The organism is Microbulbifer sp. ABM4_008, from assembly GCF_056311705.1.
Genome location: NZ_CM149970.1, coordinates 4,149,765 through 4,170,982 on the forward strand (window position 1 = coordinate 4,149,765; position 21,218 = coordinate 4,170,982).

Genomic DNA, 21,218 nt, shown 5'->3' on the forward strand with positions numbered 1-21,218 from the left:
AAAAATTGGCGCCAACGGCCAATTAAGGTGCGTAGACCGTGGGGTCCTCCAGGCCGGCCTCTGTGAAGCCAGCAGCCCTCAGGCGGCAACTGTCGCAGCGACGGCAGGCAGCGCCATCTGGCAAGGCTTGGTAGCAGGACACAGTTAAACTGTAGTCCACCCCTAAGCGGGTCCCTTCAGTAACAATATCCGCCTTGCTCATGTCCATCAGCGGCGCACGTATAGACAGCTTGTTGCCCTCGACACCGGCCCTGGTAGCCAGATTGGCCATCTTCTCGTAGGCCTCAATATATTCCGGGCGGCAATCCGGATAGCCGGAGTAGTCCACGGCGTTCACACCCACGAAAATATCCTGGGCGCCCAGCACCTCTGCCCAGCCCAGGGCAATAGACAGGAACACCGTGTTTCGCGCCGGCACATAGGTCACCGGAATACCGGAGGTTTCCTCTTCGGGTACTTCGATAGAGTCATCGGTCAGCGCCGATCCGCCGATTGAGCGCAGGTCGAGCTTAACCACCTTGTGCTCAACGGCCCCCAAGTCCTTCGCCACCTTCTGCGCAGCCAATAGTTCTGCCTCGTGACGCTGGCCATAATCAAAGCCCAGGGCGTAGCACTCGTAGCCCTCAGCCCGAGCCATGGCCAGTACGGTGGCTGAGTCCAGGCCACCGGATAGCAAGATTACTGCTTTCTTTGCTGTCATTTTTTCCTCTTTTCTTGATGTGGCACAGCGGCGCTTTAAACCCCTGGGATGTCGCCCCACAACAGCTTGTGCATTTGCATCTGCATACGCACCGGTAACCCATCTTCCAGTATCCATTCAGCTAGCTGGCGCGGCTGCAGCTGCTCGTAACTGGGGGAGAAAAGTACCTCCCCAACCCGCTCAGGTATGCGGTACTGATCCAGGGTAAATCGAGCCCAGTCGTAATCCCCGCGATCACAGATCACAAACTTGATCTGGTCCTGGCGAGTGAGTACTTGCATATTCTCCATACGATTGCGGTGCTGCTCCCCAGAGGCCGGCGTTTTCAGGTCGACCACTCTCGATACCCGCTCATCCACTTTATCCACAGGCATAGCGCCACTGGTCTCGAGGGACACCGCATAGCCCGCATCGCAAAGCGCCTTCATCAGGGGAAAACAATTGGGCTGGGCGAGGGGCTCACCACCGGTAACGCACACATGGCGAGCGGGATGGCTTTGCACCTGCTGCAAAATCTGCTCCAGCGTCATGCGCTCGCCACCGTAAAAGGCGTACTCGGAGTCGCAATAGGTACAGCGTAACGGGCAGCCCGTCAGGCGTACAAACACCGTAGGAAGGCCACTTTCTCGCGCCTCTCCTTGGAGGGAGTAGAAAATTTCACTGATTCTGAGTGATTCTTTGGAAAGATCGGTCATACACACCCAACACAAAAACGCCCGAGTGGCACATGCCACCCGGGCGCGGGATCATAGGCTTTTTCTGCTCAAAAAACCAGCGATGGCAGTCAGTAGCGGCTGAAGGCTACTGGAAGTTCTCCTGCAGATACTTCTTCGCCAGGTTCGATGCTCTGGCATCACTGGCTGCCACCTGCTCCAGCAGGTTGCGGGCTTTTTGCTGGTCGCCCAGCTGGTGATAAACAGTACCCAGCTTGTAGCGGCCATCCCAGACTTTACTGGAATTCGGGTAACCGTCGAGGAGGGCTACGAACCACTCCCGAGCCTCTTCCAGGTTGCCTTGAACCAGTGCAATCTCACCTAGCCAGTAATTCGCATTCGGGGCGTACTGACCATTGGGGAAGTCCTGCAACAGGCTTTTGAACTCTTCACTGGCGCCGCCGTAATCGCCATTGCGGGCCAAGCCAAAGCTGGCCTGGTAGCGGTCGCGCTCGCTCTTGCCGTCTTTCGGGCCCTGGGGTTTAGGCGGCATTGCTGAGCCCCCCTGCCCTTGCATGGACGAAGCACCGCCTTCAGCGGTAGACGGCGGCTGAGCCGCTGGCTCTGTACCACTCAGGCGCGCAATACGCCGGTCCAGATCCATATAATCTTCGGTGCGCTGCTGTTTGAGACGCTTGATCTCATGGCGCAACTCTTCAACTGTGCCACGCAACTCCCGCACTTCCTGCTGCAAAACCTGCATTTGATAGTAGGCTTCGGCCTGGGGGTTGCCCTGGGCTCGGGGTGGTGACATACCGGCGCGGGCGAGCTGTGTCGGAGCACTGCTTTCCACTTCATCGGTATAAGTAATGGTCGACTGGTCCTGGCTCTTAGAAGACAGGTCTACAATCGGGGCCTGGGAAAATACCGGCGATGCCGCAGTCATTACTGCTGCGGCGATCGCTAGTTTTCTAATCGTTAAAGCCATTGGCATCCATTTTTACGATTAGTTAATAACAACGCGACGGTTCATCGCACGGGCAGATTCGTTAGAACCCATTTGAGCCGGACGCTCTTCACCGTAGCTGATTACTTCCAGGTTAGCTGCGTCTACGCCTTGCAGTACCAAAAAGTCGCGAACGGCATTGGCACGACGCTCACCCAGAGCCAGGTTGTACTCGCGAGTACCCAGTTCGTCAGCGTGGCCTTCCAGGCGAACAGAACCGGTGGCAGCGCGCATACGGTCAGCGTGACGGATCAGCAGTTCACGGGTTTCGGGCTTCAGCAGGGACTGGTCGAAATCGAAGTAAACTACGTTTTCCAGAGGTGCTACAGGCTCTTTCGGGGTATCAAAATCGGTGGTTTCAACCGCGGTATTATTTGCGGTTTCATCAACAATGGTTTCCCCGCCAGTCTTGGTATCATTGCTGCTACAACCAGCCATAACTGCCAATACACAGGCTAACCCAAGGCCTGTTTTTACTGATTTCAACATAAGCTACTCCGCTTTATATATAGTGTTATCGAAAATCCTGAAAGATTTCTACTTGCTCTAATTCACACCCTTCGCTTAAGCGCGTCGGGCACCCCCGCCTTATTCAAAGTACGGCGACCAGGCCGGTTCACGAACATCACCCCTCTGAGAGGGCAGGTTGTACTTCACCCCGGCATCCAGCGACACCGCTGCCAGAATACCTTTATCCCCACGTTTGGTAGCGTACATCAACATGGCCCCATTCGGCGCGATACTAGGGGATTCGTCCAGCGTAGTCTCCGTAAGGACACGCACTCTGCCCGAGTTGATATCCATCGTAGCGATGGTAAATACGCCCCTATTACGATGCACCATCACCAGTGTCTTTCCATCGGGAGAAACACGGGGCCGCGCATTGTAATCGCCATCGAAGGTTAAGCGGTCGACTTGACCAGTGGCAAGAGTCAATTGGTAAATTTGTGGCTTCCCTCCCCTATCGGAGGTGAAAACCAGTGATTTACCATCTGGCATCCAGTTCGGCTCGGTATCAATGGAGAAGTGCCTTGTCATTCTTGTCAGCTTATTACTGACCAGATCCAACACGTAGATCTCCGGGTTGCCGTCCTTGGAGAGCACCATCGCCAGTTTGGTTCCATCCGGGGACCAGGTCGGCGAACTGTTGATGCCCTTGAAGTTAGTTAATTGCTTGCGCGCACCCGTGCGCAGGTTCTCGCGAAAAATTGCCGGGCGCCCGGTTTCAAAGGAGACGTAGGCGAGCTCCTGGCCATTGGGGGACCACATGGGAGACATCACCGGCGCGCTGAAACGCCGGATCTGCTTGGCGCGAGCACCATCGATATCCGCACGCATCAGCAGATAGCTGGGCTTGCCGCCACGGGTCTCTTCCTGCACGTACACCATTTCCGTGGAGAAGGCACCGCGAATACCGGTGATAGCTTCAAAGATCTCATCGGCGGCGCGGTGGGCGATATCCCGCAGCTGGGTCTGGCCGCCGCGCACTTGCTTGGTGAACATCTTGTGCTGGCCGAAAACATTGACCAGATCAAAAGTGAGCAGGTAACCGGTGGCCTGCGGCTCAATGCGGCCGGTCACTATGTACTCGGTGCCGAGGATACGCCAGTCGCGGAATACCACGTCTTCCGGGGCCTTGGGGAAAGACAGCATGTCCTCCTTGGGCACCGGGGAGAAAAGGCCACTGCGGCGAAGGTCTGAGGAAATAATCCCGGAAACATCTTCCGCCAGTACCCCGCCACCAGACCAGCTGAATGGGGACACAGCGATCGGTGTGGGGTCATCGATACCGCTGGTGATATCCACCACCAGCTGGGCTCGGGCCCCCAGGCTCACCGAGGCGATTGCAATAATGACGACTGTCTTCAGTAAACTCTTGATCATTGGCGCAGATCTTCGACTTTAAAGTTCAAAATAGTTGTGCGGACTTCCCGCTCAAATACCACCGGTTCTTCCCGGGCCAGGTCGGCCACTTCGGGAAATACCTCCACTTTTTTGATAGCGGTCAGTACCGAGCGATCCAGGGCGGCATTACCACTGCCCTCGACGATATTAGCTGCCACCACCCGGCCGGTGGGGACAAAGTTTATTCTCACCTTGGTAAGCATACCGTTTCGGGCACTGGGCGGGCGACTCCATACCGCCTCAATTTGCTGCTGGATCGCCTGGCCAACGGACATCACCGCTTGCTCGGCCTCATTCGCATCCAGCAGTTCCTCTTCATCCTGGAGGGCCTCATCAAAAGAACTCTGGCGCTCTTGGGCCAGCTTCTCCTTCAGCTCTTTTTCTTTGCGCGCCTTTTCTTGCTGCTCTTTCTCGCGACGGGCTTTCTCTGCCTGTGCCTTGCGATCAGCTTCGACTTTCGCTTTGCGTTTCTTTTCCGCCTCGAGCTTTTTCTTCTGCTCCAGGGCTGCGCGGCGCTTACGATCGACCTCAGCCTTACGTTTTTGCTCCGCCTCGCGCTCAGCACGCTGTTTTATTTTATCGACCTTTTTCGGCAGTTTCTTCTTCGGTGTTGCCGCCTCAATCGTCACAAGCTTAGCCTGCACAAACTTTGGCATCGGTTTGCGCTCGGGCATACTGCTGGCTTCCCAGCCGTAGGTCATGGCAGCTATCAACGCCCCGTGTAACACGAGGCTGATGATGATCGCCAATGCATAAAAGCCTTTATTCACCGGCACCCTACCCCTGAGGTGGCTCTGTCACCAGGCCGACGCTGGGCGCTCCCGCCTGCTGCAGTTCGGTCATGGCATTGACGATCAGGCCATAGCGGGCCTCGGTGTCACCCCACACCAAAACCGGGGTTCCCGGCTTTTGGCGCAATACCTTAGCGACCGTTTGTTTAATTTCTGCGAGCGGCTTGGCGCTCTTCTCGTCAGTCCCCAGGTTTAGGTAATAGGTGCCATCGGAGCGCACAGAAATAATCAGCGGCTCCTCATCAGTTTCCTCCATCGGCGCCGACGGCGCGTTTGGAAGGTCGACTTTGACCCCCTGCATCAACAATGGTGCCGTGACCATAAAGACAATTAGCAGCACCAGCATTACGTCAATGTAGGGCACCACATTGATCTCGGAGACCAGCTTCTTCTTGGTTCCCTTGCGAAACACACTCATAGGGTTCGCCTATTCACTACTCAGCCGGAATGCACTTTGCGGTGCAGGATAGAGGAAAACTCCTCGGCGAAAGTTTCGTAGCTGGACAACAGCGATTCGGCCTTGGCGGAATAGCGGTTAAAAGCCATTACCGCAGGAATTGCCGCAAACAGGCCCATAGCCGTAGCCACCAACGCCTCACTGATACCAGGTGCGACCGTAGCAATAGTGGCCTGGTGCATAGTGGCGAGGCCACGGAAGGAATTCATAATCCCCCACACAGTGCCAAACAGGCCGATATAAGGACTGACAGAGCCCACGGTTGCCAGGAACGGCAGGTTCATTTCCACCTTTTCCTGCTCCCGGGACATAGCCACACGCATGGCCCGCTCAGTGCCTTCCATCACCGCTTCAGGGCCGCTGCTGCCCTGTTGGCGCAGGCGGGTAAACTCGGTAAAACCGGCGCGGAAAAGGGACTCAACACCATCGGTTCGGCCTTTTTCCGCTCGCTCGTTACCTTCGCGGAAGAGTTTGTTCAGGTCGGCACCGGACCAAAAGCGGCGCTCGAAATTGTTCAGGGAGCGCTTGGCCTGGGACAGGTAAAGCCCACGCTGGATAATCATCACCCAGGACACCACAGAGGCCAGTAACAGCAGCAGCATAACTAACTGTACCAACAGGCTGGCGTTCTGGATTAGCCCCCAAAGAGAAAGTTGTTCACCGGCGTTCATCTTCTTAAATAACTGCCTTTAATGCTGAATAAATAGGTTCCGGCAGGGCACAGGGCCTGCGGCTGTCGTCAGCGACACAAGCAACTTTGACCACACCTTCGCAAATTAGCTCATCGCCGCGCCAGATTTTTTGCTCAAAAGTCACTGCGGCCCGCCCCAGTTTGCCAATCGAGGCCGTAGCGCGCAATGCATCATCAAGAAGTGCGGACTTTCGATACTGGATCTCGGCGGAGTGCACCACCAGTAACAGCCCCTGTTCCGGCATTGCCGGCTTATCATACCCGAGGGAGCGCAGCAGTTCTGTGCGCGCGCGCTCCATATACTTCAAATAATTGACGTAATAAACGATACCACCTGCGTCGGTATCCTCGATATAAACCCGCAGCGGAATACTGAAAACTTCCTTCACCCCATCCTCTCTCTATTTATTATCGGGCTTCGGCAGGCCGAAGTGCTCATAAGCCAGGCCGGTTGCCACTCGCCCTCGCGGTGTGCGGGCGATATAACCCTGCTGAATCAGGTAGGGCTCCAGCACATCTTCCAGAGTATCCCGCTCTTCACTGACTGCTGCAGCGAGACTGTCCACACCCACCGGTCCACCATCGAACTTCTCGATCATGGCCAATAGCATACGGCGATCCAGCTGGTCGAAACCACGGGAATCCACATTGAGCATATTAAGAGCGGCATCGGCAATGCCGGAATCCACGGCACCATCACCTTTAACTTCGGCGTAATCACGCACGCGGCGCAGCAGGCGGTTGGCTATTCGGGGGGTACCCCGAGCGCGACGAGCAACTTCGAGAGCACCACCTTCATCCATCTCCACTCCCATCAGGCCAGCGGAGCGACGGACAATACTGGTGAGATCCTCAACGTTGTAGAACTCAAGCCGCTGGACGATGCCGAAGCGATCCCGCAGTGGCGAGGTAAGCAGGCCCGCCCTCGTGGTGGCTCCCACCAATGTGAAGGGTGGCAGGTCTAGCTTAATCGAACGCGCCGCAGGCCCTTCGCCGATCATAATATCCAGCTGGTAATCTTCCATCGCCGGATACAGTACCTCTTCCACATGGGGGCTGAGGCGGTGGATCTCATCGATAAACAGCACATCCCCCGGCTCCAGGTTGGTCATCAACGCAGCCAGATCGCCAGCCTTCTCCAATACCGGGCCCGAGGTGGTCTTAATGGCCACTCCCATTTCGGCGGCGATGATATTTGCCAGGGTGGTTTTACCCAGCCCCGGCGGTCCGAATACCAGGGTGTGATCCAGGGCCTCTTTGCGCAGCTTGGCAGCCTGAATAAAGATCTCCATTTGCTCCCGCACCACTGGCTGACCCACATAATCATCCAGGGTTTTGGGGCGCACGGCGCGGTTGTACTGCTCTTCCTGGCCCGAGGGGCCCACAGGCTCCGGTGCCACCAAACGGTCGGCTTCGATCATTGCAACAACTCCAGGGCCTCAGCTTAAGCGGGGGCCATTCCCTTAAGGGCCAGGCGAATCAAAGTTGCACTATCGGCATCCGGCTGCTCCTTGCTGGCGCGGGCCACCATTTTGCTGGCTTCAGTGGGCTTGTAACCCAAAGCCGCCAGGGCGCTCTCCGCTTCACCGGTGTGATCCACCTTGGGCTCGGCAGCAGCGGCCATCAGGGGGATATCGTTGGCGTCGCCAAAATCCGGGGTCAGTTTATCCCTCAACTCCACAATCAGGCGCTCGGCAGTCTTTTTACCGACGCCGGGGACTTTGACCAGCGCCGCTACATTATCCTCCGACACACAACGGGCCAGGGCAGCGCCGTCCAGCCCGGATAAAATAGCCAGGGCCATCTTGGGACCCACTCCACTCACCTTGATCAGGGTGCGAAACAATTTGCGGTCCCCATCGCGAATAAAACCATATAACTGCTGGGCAGTTTCGGATACCGCTAAATGAGTGTGCAGCTGTACCGGCTGCCCCAGTGCGGGCAGTTCAAAAATTGTGGTCATGGGTGCGAGCACTTCATAGCCCACCCCCTGTACATCCACCAACAACAGAGGTGGCTGCACTGCGGCCAGGGTACCGCTCAATCTTCCAATCATGTGTTATTCCAGGTTTATATTGTCTGCGCCCTTTACGGGGCCAATTCTACCAGCCGATCACACGCTCAGGCGGCCGCGACGAAAACGACTGCGCGCACCGCCAGCGGTAAATACCAGGGTTTGCTCGGTATGCATATGACACAGAGCCACGGCCAGCGCATCGGCGGCATCCTCCTGGGGCGACGCAGGTAGGGACAGCAGGGTTTTCACCATGTGCTGGACCTGCAATTTATCCGCTCCTCCGTTGCCGACCACTGCCTGCTTCACTTTGCGAGCTTCATATTCGGCTACTGCCAGACCGCTATTTGTCCCAGCTACAATAGCTGCCCCCCGGGCCTGTCCCAATTTCAGGGCGGAGCCGGCGCTCTTGGACATAAAAACATTTTCAATTGCCATCTGAGCAGGCTGGTATTGCTGGGCAATCTGGCTCACTGCATCAAAAATCAGTTTGAGACGCTCAGGCAGGGGACCTTCGGGAATACGAATCACCCCGCTGGCCACATAGCGAGCCTTGCCCCGCTCCACATCGATAATTCCATAGCCCGTTTTTCGCGAGCCGGGGTCAATACCCAGGATTCGGGTCAAAAGGCAGCTCCCCAAATATCTGTATGTTTATATAGTGGTGGGAGTGTCCCAAGGTGAACAGGAAGCGTCAAGGGAGGGGGAGTAAGAAGGGCTTGAAAAGATAAAAAACCAGAGGCGGGACAGTAGCCGCCTCCAGTTACGGAACCGGCTTTAGCCCAGCTCCTCCATCACCTCTGCCGGAATATCCGCATTGGTGTAAACGTTTTGCACATCATCCAAGTCTTCCAGCATCTCGATCAGAGCGAGTACTTTTTCAGCACCGTCTTTATCCAGCGGAATCGTGGTGGACGGAATCATGGCAATTTCGGCACTGTCCGGGGTAAAACCAGCTGCAACCAGGGCGTCCTTAACCGTCAGGTAGTCCTGGAATTCAGTGGTAACTTCAACACTGCCGTCATCGTTGGATTCGATATCCTCAGCCCCGGCTTCGAGAGCTGCGTCCATCAACGCATCTTCATCCACTCCGGTCTCGTAGAACATCTGACCTTTGCGGGTAAACAGATAGCTAACGGAACCGTCGGTACCGAGGTTGCCACCGCGCTTGGTGAAGGCGTGACGCACTTCAGCCACGGTGCGGTTGCGGTTGTCAGTCAGGCACTCCACCAGGACCGCTACACCACCAACGCCGTAGCCCTCGTAAACTACGGCTTCGTAGTTTTCACCATCCGCATTGCCGGCGCCACGGGCGATAGCTTTGTCGATGGTGTCGCGCTTCATATTGGCGCCCAAAGCCTTATCGATAGTGGCGCGCAGCGCCGGGTTATCGTCCGGATTTGGCCCCGATTTGGCGGCTACCGTCAACTCGCGAATGATCTTGGTAAAGACCTTGCCCCGCTTGGCATCCTGAGCTGCTTTGCGGTGCTTAATATTGGCCCATTTACTATGTCCGGCCATTTTCCGTCTCTCTTCAGTCAGTGCGTAGGATGGGCCAAAGAGCGAAGCGAATCGCCCATCACTACGATTGGATGGGCCCGCTTCGCTCGGCCCATCGGGGAAAAATCAGCTGATTTTCTCTTCTTTTTGTCGCAGGCGAATACTCAGCTCACGCAGTTGTTTCGCATCTACAGCACCCGGGGCATCTGTCATCACACAGGCGGCGCTCTGGGTTTTCGGGAAAGCGATAACATCGCGAATAGAGTCACTGCCGGTCATCAACATCACCAGACGATCCAGGCCAAAGGCCAAGCCACCGTGGGGCGGCGCACCGTATTTGAGTGCATCCAGCAGGAAGCCGAACTTCTCGCGCTGCTCTTCAGCATCGATACCCAGGATGCGGAAAACCGCTTCCTGCATCAACTGGTCGTGGATACGAACAGAACCACCGCCCAGCTCGGTGCCGTTAAGCACCATATCGTAAGCGCGGGAAAGTGCTTCAAGCGGATTCTTTTCCAGCTCTTCCGGGGTACAGGAAGGCGCAGTGAAGGGGTGGTGCAACGCAGTCAGGCTGCCGTCGTCATTTTCTTCAAACATCGGGAAGGCGACAACCCACAAAGGCGCCCACTCGCTGGTGTACAGATCCAGGTCTTCACCCAGCTTGCAGCGCAATGCACCCAGAGCTTCAGAGACAATCTTGGCCTTGTCCGAGCCGAAGAAAAGAACATCACCGTCTTCCGCTTGCAGGCGATCGAGAATGGCTGCACGGGTTTCAAGCGTCAGGAATTTAACGATTGGCGACTGCAGACCATTTTCCAGGTCAGAGCGATCGTTAACCTTGATGTACGCCAGGCCCTTGGCGCCATAAATACCGACAAATTTGCCGTAATCGTCCAGCTGCTTGCGGGTCAGTTTCTTACAACCGCCAGGTACTTTAATCGCGGCAACACGTCCCTTCGGATCATTGGCCGGCCCGGAGAATACCTTGAAGTCCACCTCGGTCATCAGGTCCTTGATCTCCACCATCTCCAACGGAATACGCAGGTCCGGCTTGTCGGAACCGTAGCGCAGCATCGCCTGGTAGTGGGTCATGCGCGGGAATTCACCCAGATCAACACCCTTAAGCTCTTTAAACAGCTTGCGAACCATGTTCTCGGTGATCGACATGATTTCCTCTTCATCGAGGAAGGAGGTCTCAATATCGATCTGGGTAAATTCAGGCTGGCGATCAGCGCGTAAATCCTCATCGCGGAAACACTTAGCGATTTGGTAGTAGCGATCGAAACCAGAAACCATCAGCAACTGCTTAAACAGCTGTGGTGACTGTGGCAGAGCGAAGAACTTGCCCTCGTGAGTGCGGCTCGGCACCAGGTAATCCCGGGCACCTTCTGGGGTGGCGCGGGTCAGGATTGGGGTCTCGATATCGAGGAAGCCGTGCTCATCCAGGTAATTGCGGATTGCGGTAGTCAGCTTGGAACGAAAATACAGGTTGTTCTGCATTTCGTTGCGGCGCAGATCCAGATAGCGGTATTTCAAGCGGATATCTTCACCCACTTCGGTGTGCTCATCCAGCTGGAAAGGCACTGTCTCAGCAGTATTGAGGATCTCCAGCTCTGTACCGTAAACCTCAACTTCACCGGTCACCATATTGGGATTCACGGCCTCTGGGGCACGGGCGCGCACACGACCTGTCACTTTAAGCACATATTCGCTGCGCACGCGATCGGCCATCTCGAAGTGTTCGGCCGCATCGGGGTCGAACACCACCTGTACAATTCCCTCGCGGTCGCGCAGGTCGATAAAAATCACTCCGCCGTGATCGCGGCGGCGGTCGACCCAGCCACAGAGGGTTACTACGCGGTCAATGTCCGCAGAACGAAGGACGCCACAGTAATCGCTGCGCATGGATGAAAATTCCCGTTATCGATAGGTGAAAAGATTAGTTAGAGGGTACACCGCACGGACAGCCCCGCACAGCTCGCCTAGGCCGTCTTTGCCGCCGCTGTGCCAGACTTGTCGCTTTTGGCCTTACCACTGTTGGCAGAGTCACCGCCAGCGAGGTTTTTCTTGCTACCAGTTTTAAAATCAGTCTCATACCAACCGGCGCCCTTCAGGCGAAATCCAGCCGCTGAGATTTTCTTGCGCAGCTCGGCCTTCTCGCAAGCTGGGCAGTCTTTGAGCGGGTCATCGCTCATCCGCTGCAAAGCTTCCATTTCATGGCCGCAGGCATTGCACTGGTATTCATATATCGGCATTACACAGTACCTGGTGCTTAAAAAAAGGGGGAGAGAGTATACATGAGGCCTACAGAGGTAAGAAGCTGCACGGGTCTTTTCCCTGGGTAAAGCGTCCCATAAAGGCGACGTGAGGCTAAAAAATGTAAAAAAAGCACTATTTTTCTAGTATTTCTTCGTGCGGCCGAACAAAAACTATATATACTTCCCCCATCACCCGCTGAGACACCCGTAACGGATGCAGCGCAGCGGGAGAAAAAACACACTTTTACCGGATATATACCGAACAACAAAGAAGGAAGTAAGCCATGGCTGTCTCCAAGAAAGCTGCTACTAAAAAGGCCCCGGCAAAGAAAGCTGCGGCCAAAGCTGCACCGGCCAAGAAAGTAAAAGCAATCAAGGAAAAGTACACTAAGACTCAAGTACTTAATCAGATTGCAGAAAGCACTGAGCTGTCCCGCAAGCAGGTTCAATCTGTTCTGGACGAGCTGAACGATATCATCGAAGGCCACATCAAGAAGCGCGCAGTTGGCGAATTCACCCTGCCCGGCCTGATGAAAATCACCACCGTGAAAAAGCCGGCTAAGAAAGCTCGCAAGGGTATCAACCCGTTCACCGGTGAAGAGACTACCTTCAAGGCGAAGCCTGCCAGCATCCAGGTTAAAGTTCGCCCACTGAAGAAGCTGAAGGAAATGGCAGAGAACTAATACACTCTGTAAAGCCTCAGCTTAAAAACCCCGCTTATGCGGGGTTTTTTATTCACTCCCATTCCAAGCCAGTGCCCAGGCACCTGCTAAATAGATATCCCGGTATAGCAAAAGGCAATCCGCATTGAGGCAATACTGCCCCCAGGCAATATTTATTGCCCAGCGAATAGCGTAAAATAGCCAGCTTACCCGTAATAGAATCCATATAATTCCTATGCGCGCATCTCGTTATCTCATCGCAACCCAAAAAGAAACTCCCAACGACGCAGTGGTGATCAGCCATCAGCTGATGCTGCGTGCCGGCATGATCCGCCGTCTGTCTTCAGGTCTCTACACCTGGCTGCCCACCGGGTTGCGGGTGTTGCGCAAAGTCGAGCGCATTGTTCGCGAAGAGATGGACCGCGCTGGCTCCCTGGAAGTACTGATGCCGGTCGTGCAGCCGGCAGAGCTTTGGGAAGAGTCCGGCCGCTGGCAGCAGTACGGCCCCGAACTCCTGCGCATCAAGGATCGCCACAACAATGACTTCTGCCTGGGCCCGACCCACGAGGAAGTCATCACCGACCTGATCCGCGGTGAAATCAATAGCTATAAGCAGTTGCCCGCCAATTTCTACCAGGTGCAGACTAAATTCCGCGATGAAATCCGTCCGCGCTTTGGCGTAATGCGCGCGCGCGAATTCACCATGAAGGATGCTTACTCCTTCCACGTGAACGAGGACTCCCTGCAGGAAACCTACGATATTATGCACGGCGCCTACTGCCAGATTTTTGAGCGCATTGGCCTGGACTACCGCCCGGTACTGGCAGACACCGGTTCAATCGGTGGCTCCAGCTCTCACGAATTCCACGTGCTGGCGCAGAGCGGCGAAGACGATATCGCCTTCTCCACAGAATCCCGCTACGCCGCCAATGTCGAATTGGCAGAAGCGGTTGCCCCAGCTGGCGAGCGCCCTGCTCCGTCACAGGAAATGCAGGAAGTTCATACGCCGAACCAAAAAACCATCGCCGATGTCCGCGAGTTTTTGAAAAGTAATCCCGCCCACTCAGTAAAAACCCTGATTGTTCTGGGCGAGTGTGAAGAGGGTGAAACCGCTCCATTAATTGCCCTGGTACTGCGCGGCGATCACGAGCTGAACGAATTAAAAGCAGAGAAACTGGCTGGAATCGCCAGCCCCATTCAGTTCGCCTCGGAAGAGCGCATCGCCGAAGAACTCAGTTGCAACATTGGCTCCCTGGGCCCGGTGGGCATAAAGATCGAGACTGTTGTGGATCGCTCTGCAGCGCACCTGGCGGACTTTATCTGCGGCGCCAATCGCGATGACTACCACTTAACCGGTGTGAACTGGGGTCGCGATGTTGAGTTGGGCCGCATCGAAGACCTGCGCAATGTAGTGGCAGGCGACGCCAGCCCCGATGGCCAGGGCACCCTGGAAATCAAACGGGGCATCGAGGTCGGCCACATTTTCCAGTTAGGCGACAAATACAGCCGCGCTATGAATGCCACAGTACTGGATGAAAACGGTAAAGAGCAGGTTATGTCCATGGGCTGCTATGGCATCGGCGTTTCCCGTATCGTTGCTGCGGCCATTGAGCAGAACCACGACGACTCAGGGATTATCTGGCCCACTGCGATTGCACCTTTCCAGCTGGCGATTGTGCCAATCAATATGCACAAGAGCGATGTGGTAAGGGAAAAGTGCGAGCACCTGTATGAGTCCCTGCGCAGCAAGGGTATTGATGTATTGCTGATGGACGAAGCCAAAGCGCGACTGGGCGCTATGCTCGCCGATGTGGAGCTGATCGGCATTCCCCACCGCATTGTTATCGGCGATCGCGGCCTGGAAAAAGGTGTGGTGGAATATAAAGGTCGCGGAGATGCAGAAAGCCAGGAGTTTGCCGTATCCCAGCTCGAAGAAGTGTTATTGGAAAAATTTAATCAGTAATTGTCGAGCCGCCCGGTCTGCCCCCAAGCAGGCCGGGACCTCTTACGGCAAAAGTGCTTTTTATCGGCGGCGTCACAAAATCACGCTGCCCATTTTGCCGGGCTTTTCGTAGAATCACCCCATGATAAAAAAAGCCACCGCCCTCTTGTTGCTCTGCCTTACCTGCTGTGCCGCCCAGGCTCAAAGCAGTAGAGCCGAGATCGAACCCGGAGTTGCGCCTCGCCCTGCAGGACGCAGTTACCCAGGCCGACAGCTTTGTGGACCGCTTCGATGCGGAAGTGTGGCTAATGTCTAAATCCCAGCCTCTGTCCCGCTATATCAAAGATCCCAAGCGGCGGATGCACGTGCTGAAAGCCGTCCACCGGGAGGCAACTCGGGCTGGGCTGCGCCCGGAAATCGTATTGGCGGTTATCCAGATTGAGAGTGCTTTTGACCCCTATGCGATATCCCGAGTTGGCGCTCTGGGCATGATGCAGGTAATGCCGTTCTGGAAAAATGAAATCGGTCGGCCCGACGATAACCTGATCGATATGGATACCAATCTAAGGTACGGCTGTACCATTCTTAAACACTACATCAAGAAAGCCAAAGGCAATCTAGCCAACGCCCTCGCCTATTACAATGGTAGCTACGGCCGCCATACTTATAGCAGCAAGGTCCTGGATGCCTGGGCCGAGCGCTGGAGATAAACGATGACCGCCGGCTACTTATTTTTCTCCGGCGGCGCATGCGCTCTTCTTTTATTGGCGGCAACCAAGGTTGCAATACATCACTACCGGCTTGTTGCCGGGCGCTGCTTACTGGCCCTGCTGATAGCCGTGATCTGCTATTTACTCTGGCCCATCCTGCCACAATTGAGTGGACCTACTGCGCTCTTGCTTAACCTGCCAATTACTCTGATTCCCGCAATTTTTTGGCTGTTTACTCACCTGTTATGCCGCGAGGAAGAGCCTTTTCCCCTGTGGGGCTGGATCCCGATTGGTATTACCCTGGTCATCGGCATAGTCGCCTACCACGCACCATTGCCATTGACGTCAGATCAACAATCCCCACTATTTACCCTTTCGCAGCTACTCAAACTCGGTTTAATCAGCCTCGGCCTACTGACACTACAACGGCAGTTTCACCTAGACCTGGTCGCAGAGCGCCGACGCCTGCGCACAACCCTACTTATCGCCGTCGGCGCCTATATGCTGGTGGTAATTGGCGCAGAATCCATCTTTGCCTACCGCCCGCTTCCCAACGGTGTACCGACACTGCACGCGCTATTTGCCAGCCTGTTGTCACTGGTTGCCTGCCTATGGTTGCTGGCCCTTTCCCCCAGCGCTCTGGGAGAATCCCTGCCGCGCCCGAAGAGGAGCGAGCCGGAGGAGGAAGAACAGCCTTTAGCTCCGCCACCCGAACTGGATGAACAACAGCAAACCCAGCTGCAAAAATTACAGGAACATATGCACAACGGTGGTTATCGCCACACCGGACTCACCATCAGGGAGCTCGCGGAGCAGTTGGATATTCGCGAACATGTGCTGCGTGTGCTGATTAATCGCCATCTGGGTTATCGCAATTTTAACGAATACCTAAATCAGTTTCGTATTGATGAGGCCAGCAACCGGTTGGCAGACCCGGAGCAGGCCCATTTGCCAGTACTCACCATTGCTCTGGACATCGGCTATCGCTCCTTGAGCCCATTTAACGCTGCTTTCAAGCGCCGTCACAGCCAAACTCCCACTGAGTACCGCCGGGAAAAGCTGCCCGCCTGAATCTCCTCTCCTGAAAGAATCCGTCAGCATTTTTTCATATTCCGTAAGCCCGCAAAGTAAAAGGCTCCCAGACTGGGAGCGCGGTGAAAGCGATTTTCCCGCTGCGTGCCCGGCTCACCGAGACCCGATTTAACACCGGTGAGTCTCCCTTCAATAGAAGAATAATGATGGTGAGAATATGGATTTTTTAGTCGACATATCCCAGGACGGAGCCAAACATTTCCAGTTGAGTTTATTTCGCTATGTGCTGGCCGCTTCAGTAATGAGTATTTTGGCCGGCTGGCTATTTCGCACCTGGATGAACCGGCGCCGTATCCAAAAGCGTCGTGCCGAGTGGAAAGATATTCGGCGGGAGGTGAGTTATTCACTATTAACGGTGTGTATCTTTACCCTGGTAGGGGTTATTACCACCATGATGCACGATCTGGGACTAACCAAATTTTACTGGCAGTGGAGCGATTATCCACTCTGGTGGAGTATTGCCAGCCTGCCAGTAGTGATTTTGATCCACGACGCTTATTTTTACTGGACCCACCGAGGTATGCACCATCCCAAGGTGTTTAAACACTTCCACCGCCTACACCATCAGTCCAGAACACCCACGCCCTGGACGGCATACAGTTTTTCCGTAGGTGAAGCGGTCCTGATGGGCGCTTTCTCTCCCCTTATTGCCCTGATACTGCCGCTTAATCCAACTATTTGGTTCACCTTTTTATTTATCAGCATCTTCCGCAACGCCATGCTGCACACTGGCCGCGAGTTCCACCCCCGCAGCTGGGTCGACGGCCCTATGGACAGGCTCACCACCACGACTCACCACGACTTGCACCACCAGCGCTTCCAGGGCAACTACGGCTTTTACTTCACTTGGTGGGATCGCTGGATGAGCACAGAATTTAAGGACTACAAGCAAGTCTTCCGGCAAGCGGTGGATGGGCAATTACACGGGGGAGAAAAAGAGATGGAAATAGACAACAGCGCAGCAGAAGGCGCAAAAGCTCACGCTTAACCCACTCAAATTACTTAAATAGGTGCCGGGGTTCCCCCGGCTCCTTTCTACTAGCCGTAACAACCGTGTTAATGGCCATGTTGCAAAGGCAACCAGCGGGATTCTCGGTAACAGTAAAGTCCCCAGATCACAAAGACGACTTCGATAGCAAAAAGCACTAAATTGCGCTGGTCAAAACCACTGATAAATAACATTCCGTAGAGGCGCCCAAGAGCGAAGCCGATATAGGCGATAGACATCGCAGCGTAAGCAACCCTGCGGTGCGGGCGCATAGCCAAAGCCACCAGCAGAATCACCGCGATAGCCAACATAAACCCGCCATAAGTGGCCATAAACTCGGGCATGGCTTCGGGGGTATCAAATGAAAAATCCACTTCATTCGCAAGGCTCTGCGGTTTAAACAGGGCCCAGAGGCCAATAGAAGCAAAAACCAATAGATTGAGTGTCAAATAGACTCTTCCCAAATATTTCAATCGATTCTCCCCTCTAATTTCTGTTACTCACCCCTATACAAGGGGAACACCGCTTTGGAGTACTGTCACAGTATATATGAGCCACACCCCGCCATACGCCGGAACAATTCACCAATTTGGTACAAAGAGATGGATTTATCAATATTTTCTTACTGGCAAACTGAGAATGTCTTTCCATAATTAGAATCCACAGCGCAACTCCGACCCACTCCAAAATAAGGGCCGCGCTTTTGAATGCCACTACCTTCCTCAAGTCATTGGCGAAAGAGCCCCTGCTGTATTTTATTGCGATCGCCCTAATCCTATTGGGATTGGGAGAAATCCTGGAATCGCCTGCACAAGAAATTGTTATCAGCGAGGGGCGCGTCGAACATCTACGTTCGGTGTTTGAGCGCAAGTGGCACAGGTACCCCACTGATAGCGAGTTGGAGCAACTTATTCAGAATTACCTAAGAGAGGAAATACTTTATAGGGAAGCGCTTGCCCTGGGATTAGCCGAGAACGACACGGTAATCCGCCGCCGCCTGCGAATGAAAATGGAACTTACGGCGCGTAATTTCGCTGACACTCAAGACCCAGGCGATCAAGTATTGGAGAAATTCCTTCAAGGCCAGGCCGATAAATACCAGCTTCCCCCCACCCTATCTTTCCAACAACGATTTTTCTCAGTGGATCTGGCCTCATCAGATTCACGTGATTTTAACGACTTACTTATGCAGCTAAACAGCGGTCAGGCTTCGCCAATGATTGGAGACTCAACCCTACTGCCAGCTGCTTTTATCGACACTTCAGAGCCACGAATAGACAGGCAATTTGGGCTAGGATTTTCCGCTCAATTGTCCAAGCTGCCTGTTGGCAAGTGGAGTGGTCCAGTCCGCTCAACCTTTGGCGATCACCTGGTCCTCCTTGAGGAAATCAAGTCCACCCAGCTACCGGCATTGGCTGAAATACGCAGCCGCGTACTAAATGATTGGCAATCCCAGGCGCAAAAGAAGATTCTGCAGGAACAGTATCTCCAGTACCGTAAAAACTACGAGGTCACTGTCCACAAGCCAGATAACTTCTCAGCCGAGGTTGCCGTCAAGTGATGCACATCCGGCCACTCCTGTTCATTCTGCTCCTCAGCTTTACTCCAATACTATCTGCCCACGAACTGCGCCCGGCATATCTCGGCATCACTCAAGTTAATGCACAATTATTTAAAGTACTTTGGCGATTGCCCGCACAAGGCGATCTTCGCCTCGCTCTGAATGTCCATTTGGACCAAGCTGCCTCCCCCCTAAGCCAACCCAGAGCGCAAATAAGTAACGGCTACTACACAGAGTACTGGACCATCCATCACCCCAGGGAGCTACAACAGCTATCTATTCATATCGATGGCCTACAGAGCACTATGACCGATGCGCTAGTGCGGATCTCCTGGTTAGATGGGCGTGAGCAAGTTATCCGACTGACACCAGACCAGCCAGAATGGACCCTTGACCAACCCGCCAGCGAGTTCCAAGTCGCTCAAACTTACTTTGTGCTGGGCGTTGAACATATTCTTCTCGGTGTCGATCACTTACTGTTCGTTTTGGCCCTGATCTTACTTAAACAAAGCCTTCGCCAGCTGATCGGCACTATCACTGCTTTCACTATCGCCCACAGTATTACCTTGGCAGCTGCCGTACTGGGCTATATCCATCTGCCATCAGCGCCAGTGGAGGCGATTATCGCCCTCAGTATTTTACTGGCAGCCAGAGAAACTGTACGCCAGGGGCATGGTGTTTTCAGTTTGACCAGTCGCTACCCATGGGCAATTGCCTTTGCTTTTGGACTTTTACACGGTTTAGGTTTTGCCGGTGTACTGGGAGAAATTGGGCTTCCCCAGGGGGCTATTCCACAGGCATTACTGACTTTTAATCTCGGTGTGGAAGTGGGGCAATTAGTATTTATCACCGCAGCTCTTGCAGTTATCAACTTGTATCAAAAGCTCCTTAAACACTGGCCAGGGTATGCCATTCGGAACCGCGAACAATACTCTTTCGGGGAAGGTGGAGGTATCGGAATACCAGTCGCTACGGTGGTCGCGTATACGCTGGGGGGCATTGCCTGCTACTGGGTGATTGAGCGCAGCCTGCTTATTGTTTTCCCATAACAGAGAACATTAACCGGCGCCCTGCAAATCACGGGCACCGGTTAATTAACAAATAGGTAAACCACCGCCTCAGGCGGTGAGACTAGACAAGGCTCCGCCGTTCCGGCGTGCAGAGTAAAATATGGCCTCCATGAACCGGCAAGTTCTTTAAGGAGGCCATATGCGAGATTGGCAGTGCCATGCTCACGTGAAACATTATTGCAGGTACCATGTGGCATTTGTGCCCAAGTATAGAAAGAATGCGTTATTTGGAGCATTGAGACATGAGATTGGAGCAATATTCCGAGACTTATGTCGTCAAAAAGGTATTGAGTTGGTCGAGGGGTACGCAATGAGGAATCACATTCATATGTTGTTAATGATTCCTCCAAGGTTAAGTGTTTCCAATACGGTTGGTTTTCTGAAAGGGAAATCTGCGATCCAGATATTTCGGAAGTACAGGCATGTGCAGAGAAATTTCACAGGAAGACACTTTTGGGCTCAGGGTTACTGAGTGAGCACAGTAGGTCTTGATGAGCAGATGATTCGAGAGTACATCAAGCATCAAGAGGTTGAAGAACGCCGGCAAGTGCAGATGCAACTGGCGGGGTTGTAAATAGCCCCCTCTGGGGGCTTTCACCATACCACCCGCTATGCGGGTGGTTGCTGATTTAAGGCTCAGTCCTGAAACAAGAGTTCCAGTGGATAGCCGGTAAAAGGCTTGGTTTTCTCAATCACCAAATGAGAAGTCATACGGGAAATCGCCGCCTCTTCATTGGCCAACAACTGCTCTGAGACCCGATTAAAATCTGCTGCGTCCGGGCAGACGAAATGCAGCATATAGTCGAACTCACCAGACATCTTCACACAGGAAACAATCTGTGGAATATCGCTAATAATGCGGCGAAAGTTCTCACTGGTACGGGCATCCTGCCGCTTAAGCGCAACGTTTACATAAAACTCTGCATGCCGAACTTTATCCAGGTTTATCTCGGCAAAGAACTCGCGGATATAGCGCTCACTGGTCAGGCGTTTAACCCGGGCCAGGCAGGCACTTTCCGATAATCCAATTTTTTCACTCAAATTCAGGTTACTTGTACGTGCGTTTGATTGCAGGGCCTGCAAAATACGCAAATTATGCCGGTCAATTTTCACGGAGCTATTTTCTTTTGAATCTGAAAGGGGGCAAGGATAGCGGTATTCGCCGGTGGCATAAACATTACAGCCACCGGCATGGGAAACTTGTCATCACTTCAAAGG

24 protein-coding genes and 1 pseudogene are annotated in these 21,218 nt (G+C 54.1%); 8 read left to right on the top strand and 17 right to left on the bottom strand.

The features are described 5' to 3' along the window. Positions 1-22 precede the first annotated feature (22 nt). The 15 genes from queC to ACYX4J_RS18065 form a co-directional block, all read right to left on the bottom strand. On the bottom strand, positions 23-700 hold the full coding sequence (gene queC, locus ACYX4J_RS17995; protein WP_282934224.1) for a 7-cyano-7-deazaguanine synthase QueC: 678 nt from the start codon (positions 698-700) through the stop codon (positions 23-25). Positions 701-735: 35 nt separating this feature from the next. Then, on the bottom strand, positions 736-1,395 hold the full coding sequence (gene queE / locus ACYX4J_RS18000; RefSeq protein ID WP_108731832.1) for a 7-carboxy-7-deazaguanine synthase QueE: 660 nt from the start codon (positions 1,393-1,395) through the stop codon (positions 736-738). Between the two features lie 106 nt (positions 1,396-1,501). Then, a complete protein-coding gene (gene ybgF, locus ACYX4J_RS18005) occupies positions 1,502-2,341 on the bottom strand; it encodes a tol-pal system protein YbgF (RefSeq protein ID WP_413664416.1) in 840 nt (279 codons plus the stop codon). A gap of 18 nt (positions 2,342-2,359) precedes the next feature. Next, a complete protein-coding gene (locus tag ACYX4J_RS18010; protein ID WP_413664415.1) occupies positions 2,360-2,848 on the bottom strand; it encodes an OmpA family protein in 489 nt (162 codons plus the stop codon). Between the two features lie 99 nt (positions 2,849-2,947). Further along, positions 2,948-4,243, bottom strand: a complete 1,296-nt coding sequence (gene tolB / locus ACYX4J_RS18015) for a Tol-Pal system beta propeller repeat protein TolB (protein WP_444912140.1) — start codon at positions 4,241-4,243, stop codon at positions 2,948-2,950. After that, positions 4,240-5,034 (bottom strand): cell envelope integrity protein TolA, encoded by a 795-nt coding sequence (tolA, locus tag ACYX4J_RS18020; RefSeq protein WP_476177243.1) that lies wholly within the window; start codon positions 5,032-5,034, stop codon positions 4,240-4,242. Before tolA ends, tolB begins: the two co-directional genes overlap by 4 nt. Positions 5,035-5,041: 7 nt before the next feature. Further along, on the bottom strand, positions 5,042-5,473 hold the full coding sequence (gene tolR / locus ACYX4J_RS18025) for a protein TolR (protein ID WP_282934232.1): 432 nt from the start codon (positions 5,471-5,473) through the stop codon (positions 5,042-5,044). A 20-nt stretch (positions 5,474-5,493) separates the two neighbouring features. After that, positions 5,494-6,183, bottom strand: a complete 690-nt coding sequence (tolQ, locus tag ACYX4J_RS18030; protein ID WP_108731827.1) for a protein TolQ — start codon at positions 6,181-6,183, stop codon at positions 5,494-5,496. A gap of 4 nt (positions 6,184-6,187) precedes the next feature. Further along, positions 6,188-6,592 (bottom strand): tol-pal system-associated acyl-CoA thioesterase, encoded by a 405-nt coding sequence (gene ybgC / locus ACYX4J_RS18035; protein ID WP_282934233.1) that lies wholly within the window; start codon positions 6,590-6,592, stop codon positions 6,188-6,190. Between the two features lie 12 nt (positions 6,593-6,604). Beyond that, positions 6,605-7,624 (bottom strand): Holliday junction branch migration DNA helicase RuvB, encoded by a 1,020-nt coding sequence (gene ruvB / locus ACYX4J_RS18040; RefSeq protein ID WP_476177244.1) that lies wholly within the window; start codon positions 7,622-7,624, stop codon positions 6,605-6,607. A 23-nt stretch (positions 7,625-7,647) separates the two neighbouring features. Continuing rightward, positions 7,648-8,259, bottom strand: coding sequence for a Holliday junction branch migration protein RuvA (gene ruvA / locus ACYX4J_RS18045; protein WP_282934234.1), 612 nt, complete (start codon positions 8,257-8,259; stop codon positions 7,648-7,650). 57 nt (positions 8,260-8,316) lie between these two features. Next, positions 8,317-8,844, bottom strand: coding sequence for a crossover junction endodeoxyribonuclease RuvC (gene ruvC / locus ACYX4J_RS18050; RefSeq protein ID WP_444914738.1), 528 nt, complete (start codon positions 8,842-8,844; stop codon positions 8,317-8,319). A gap of 150 nt (positions 8,845-8,994) precedes the next feature. Continuing rightward, on the bottom strand, positions 8,995-9,738 hold the full coding sequence (locus tag ACYX4J_RS18055) for a YebC/PmpR family DNA-binding transcriptional regulator (protein WP_282934236.1): 744 nt from the start codon (positions 9,736-9,738) through the stop codon (positions 8,995-8,997). Positions 9,739-9,843: 105 nt separating this feature from the next. Continuing rightward, positions 9,844-11,622 carry an aspartate--tRNA ligase gene (gene aspS, locus ACYX4J_RS18060; protein ID WP_476177245.1) on the bottom strand — a complete coding sequence of 593 codons (1,779 nt, stop codon included), beginning with the start codon at positions 11,620-11,622 and terminating at the stop codon, positions 9,844-9,846. A gap of 77 nt (positions 11,623-11,699) precedes the next feature. Further along, entirely contained in the window at positions 11,700-11,972 is a 273-nt protein-coding gene (locus ACYX4J_RS18065) for an FmdB family zinc ribbon protein (protein WP_282934238.1), read from the bottom strand. A gap of 287 nt (positions 11,973-12,259) precedes the next feature. Between ACYX4J_RS18065 and ACYX4J_RS18070 the strand changes: the two genes are divergently transcribed. The 5 genes from ACYX4J_RS18070 to ACYX4J_RS18090 all read left to right on the top strand — a co-directional run bounded on the left by ACYX4J_RS18070 (position 12,260) and on the right by ACYX4J_RS18090 (position 17,369). Then, complete coding sequence (locus ACYX4J_RS18070) at positions 12,260-12,658, top strand: HU family DNA-binding protein (protein WP_282934239.1); 399 nt, start codon at positions 12,260-12,262, stop codon at positions 12,656-12,658. 214 nt (positions 12,659-12,872) lie between these two features. Further along, on the top strand, positions 12,873-14,600 hold the full coding sequence (locus ACYX4J_RS18075; RefSeq protein WP_476177246.1) for a proline--tRNA ligase: 1,728 nt from the start codon (positions 12,873-12,875) through the stop codon (positions 14,598-14,600). Positions 14,601-14,767: 167 nt separating this feature from the next. After that, a complete protein-coding gene (locus ACYX4J_RS18080) occupies positions 14,768-15,289 on the top strand; it encodes a lytic transglycosylase domain-containing protein (RefSeq protein ID WP_476177247.1) in 522 nt (173 codons plus the stop codon). Positions 15,290-15,292: 3 nt separating this feature from the next. Next, positions 15,293-16,360: a helix-turn-helix transcriptional regulator gene (locus ACYX4J_RS18085; protein WP_413664408.1), complete on the top strand. Its 1,068-nt coding sequence runs from the start codon at positions 15,293-15,295 to the stop codon at positions 16,358-16,360. A 178-nt stretch (positions 16,361-16,538) separates the two neighbouring features. Continuing rightward, on the top strand, positions 16,539-17,369 hold the full coding sequence (locus tag ACYX4J_RS18090; RefSeq protein WP_476177248.1) for a sterol desaturase family protein: 831 nt from the start codon (positions 16,539-16,541) through the stop codon (positions 17,367-17,369). A gap of 68 nt (positions 17,370-17,437) precedes the next feature. On the opposite strand, the gene ACYX4J_RS18095 is transcribed toward ACYX4J_RS18090, so the two are convergent. After that, positions 17,438-17,842, bottom strand: a complete 405-nt coding sequence (locus ACYX4J_RS18095; protein ID WP_282934243.1) for a DUF4345 family protein — start codon at positions 17,840-17,842, stop codon at positions 17,438-17,440. Between the two features lie 230 nt (positions 17,843-18,072). On the opposite strand from ACYX4J_RS18095, the gene ACYX4J_RS18100 reads away from it, so the two are divergent. The 3 genes and pseudogenes from ACYX4J_RS18100 to tnpA all read left to right on the top strand — a co-directional run bounded on the left by ACYX4J_RS18100 (position 18,073) and on the right by tnpA (position 20,574). Further along, positions 18,073-18,930, top strand: a complete 858-nt coding sequence (locus tag ACYX4J_RS18100; RefSeq protein WP_476177249.1) for a peptidylprolyl isomerase — start codon at positions 18,073-18,075, stop codon at positions 18,928-18,930. Further along, positions 18,930-19,979: a HupE/UreJ family protein gene (locus ACYX4J_RS18105; protein WP_476178668.1), complete on the top strand. Its 1,050-nt coding sequence runs from the start codon at positions 18,930-18,932 to the stop codon at positions 19,977-19,979. Before ACYX4J_RS18100 ends, ACYX4J_RS18105 begins: the two co-directional genes overlap by 1 nt. Positions 19,980-20,139: 160 nt before the next feature. Beyond that, positions 20,140-20,574, top strand: a pseudogene (gene tnpA, locus ACYX4J_RS18110) (IS200/IS605 family transposase). Positions 20,575-20,636: 62 nt separating this feature from the next. On the opposite strand, the gene ACYX4J_RS18115 reads toward tnpA, so the two are convergent. Next, complete coding sequence (locus ACYX4J_RS18115; RefSeq protein ID WP_108731811.1) at positions 20,637-21,113, bottom strand: Lrp/AsnC family transcriptional regulator; 477 nt, start codon at positions 21,111-21,113, stop codon at positions 20,637-20,639. Between the last annotated feature and the right edge of the window lie 105 nt (positions 21,114-21,218).

What these genes read in the sequence shown, in the direction of transcription:
- queC (WP_282934224.1), bottom strand. Translation starts at nt 700, where the DNA reads ATGACAGCAAAGAAAGCAGTAATCTTGCTATCCGGTGGCCTGGACTCA.
- queE (WP_108731832.1), bottom strand. Translation starts at nt 1,395, where the DNA reads ATGACCGATCTTTCCAAAGAATCACTCAGAATCAGTGAAATTTTCTAC.
- ybgF (WP_413664416.1), bottom strand. Translation starts at nt 2,341, where the DNA reads ATGGCTTTAACGATTAGAAAACTAGCGATCGCCGCAGCAGTAATGACT.
- ACYX4J_RS18010 (WP_413664415.1), bottom strand. Translation starts at nt 2,848, where the DNA reads ATGTTGAAATCAGTAAAAACAGGCCTTGGGTTAGCCTGTGTATTGGCA.
- tolB (WP_444912140.1), bottom strand. Translation starts at nt 4,243, where the DNA reads ATGATCAAGAGTTTACTGAAGACAGTCGTCATTATTGCAATCGCCTCG.
- tolR (WP_282934232.1), bottom strand. Translation starts at nt 5,473, where the DNA reads ATGAGTGTGTTTCGCAAGGGAACCAAGAAGAAGCTGGTCTCCGAGATC.
- tolQ (WP_108731827.1), bottom strand. Translation starts at nt 6,183, where the DNA reads ATGAACGCCGGTGAACAACTTTCTCTTTGGGGGCTAATCCAGAACGCC.
- ruvB (WP_476177244.1), bottom strand. Translation starts at nt 7,624, where the DNA reads ATGATCGAAGCCGACCGTTTGGTGGCACCGGAGCCTGTGGGCCCCTCG.
- ruvA (WP_282934234.1), bottom strand. Translation starts at nt 8,259, where the DNA reads ATGATTGGAAGATTGAGCGGTACCCTGGCCGCAGTGCAGCCACCTCTG.
- ACYX4J_RS18055 (WP_282934236.1), bottom strand. Translation starts at nt 9,738, where the DNA reads ATGGCCGGACATAGTAAATGGGCCAATATTAAGCACCGCAAAGCAGCT.
- aspS (WP_476177245.1), bottom strand. Translation starts at nt 11,622, where the DNA reads ATGCGCAGCGATTACTGTGGCGTCCTTCGTTCTGCGGACATTGACCGC.
- ACYX4J_RS18065 (WP_282934238.1), bottom strand. Translation starts at nt 11,972, where the DNA reads ATGCCGATATATGAATACCAGTGCAATGCCTGCGGCCATGAAATGGAA.
- ACYX4J_RS18070 (WP_282934239.1), top strand. Translation starts at nt 12,260, where the DNA reads ATGGCTGTCTCCAAGAAAGCTGCTACTAAAAAGGCCCCGGCAAAGAAA.
- ACYX4J_RS18075 (WP_476177246.1), top strand. Translation starts at nt 12,873, where the DNA reads ATGCGCGCATCTCGTTATCTCATCGCAACCCAAAAAGAAACTCCCAAC.
- ACYX4J_RS18085 (WP_413664408.1), top strand. Translation starts at nt 15,293, where the DNA reads ATGACCGCCGGCTACTTATTTTTCTCCGGCGGCGCATGCGCTCTTCTT.
- ACYX4J_RS18090 (WP_476177248.1), top strand. Translation starts at nt 16,539, where the DNA reads ATGGATTTTTTAGTCGACATATCCCAGGACGGAGCCAAACATTTCCAG.
- ACYX4J_RS18105 (WP_476178668.1), top strand. Translation starts at nt 18,930, where the DNA reads ATGCACATCCGGCCACTCCTGTTCATTCTGCTCCTCAGCTTTACTCCA.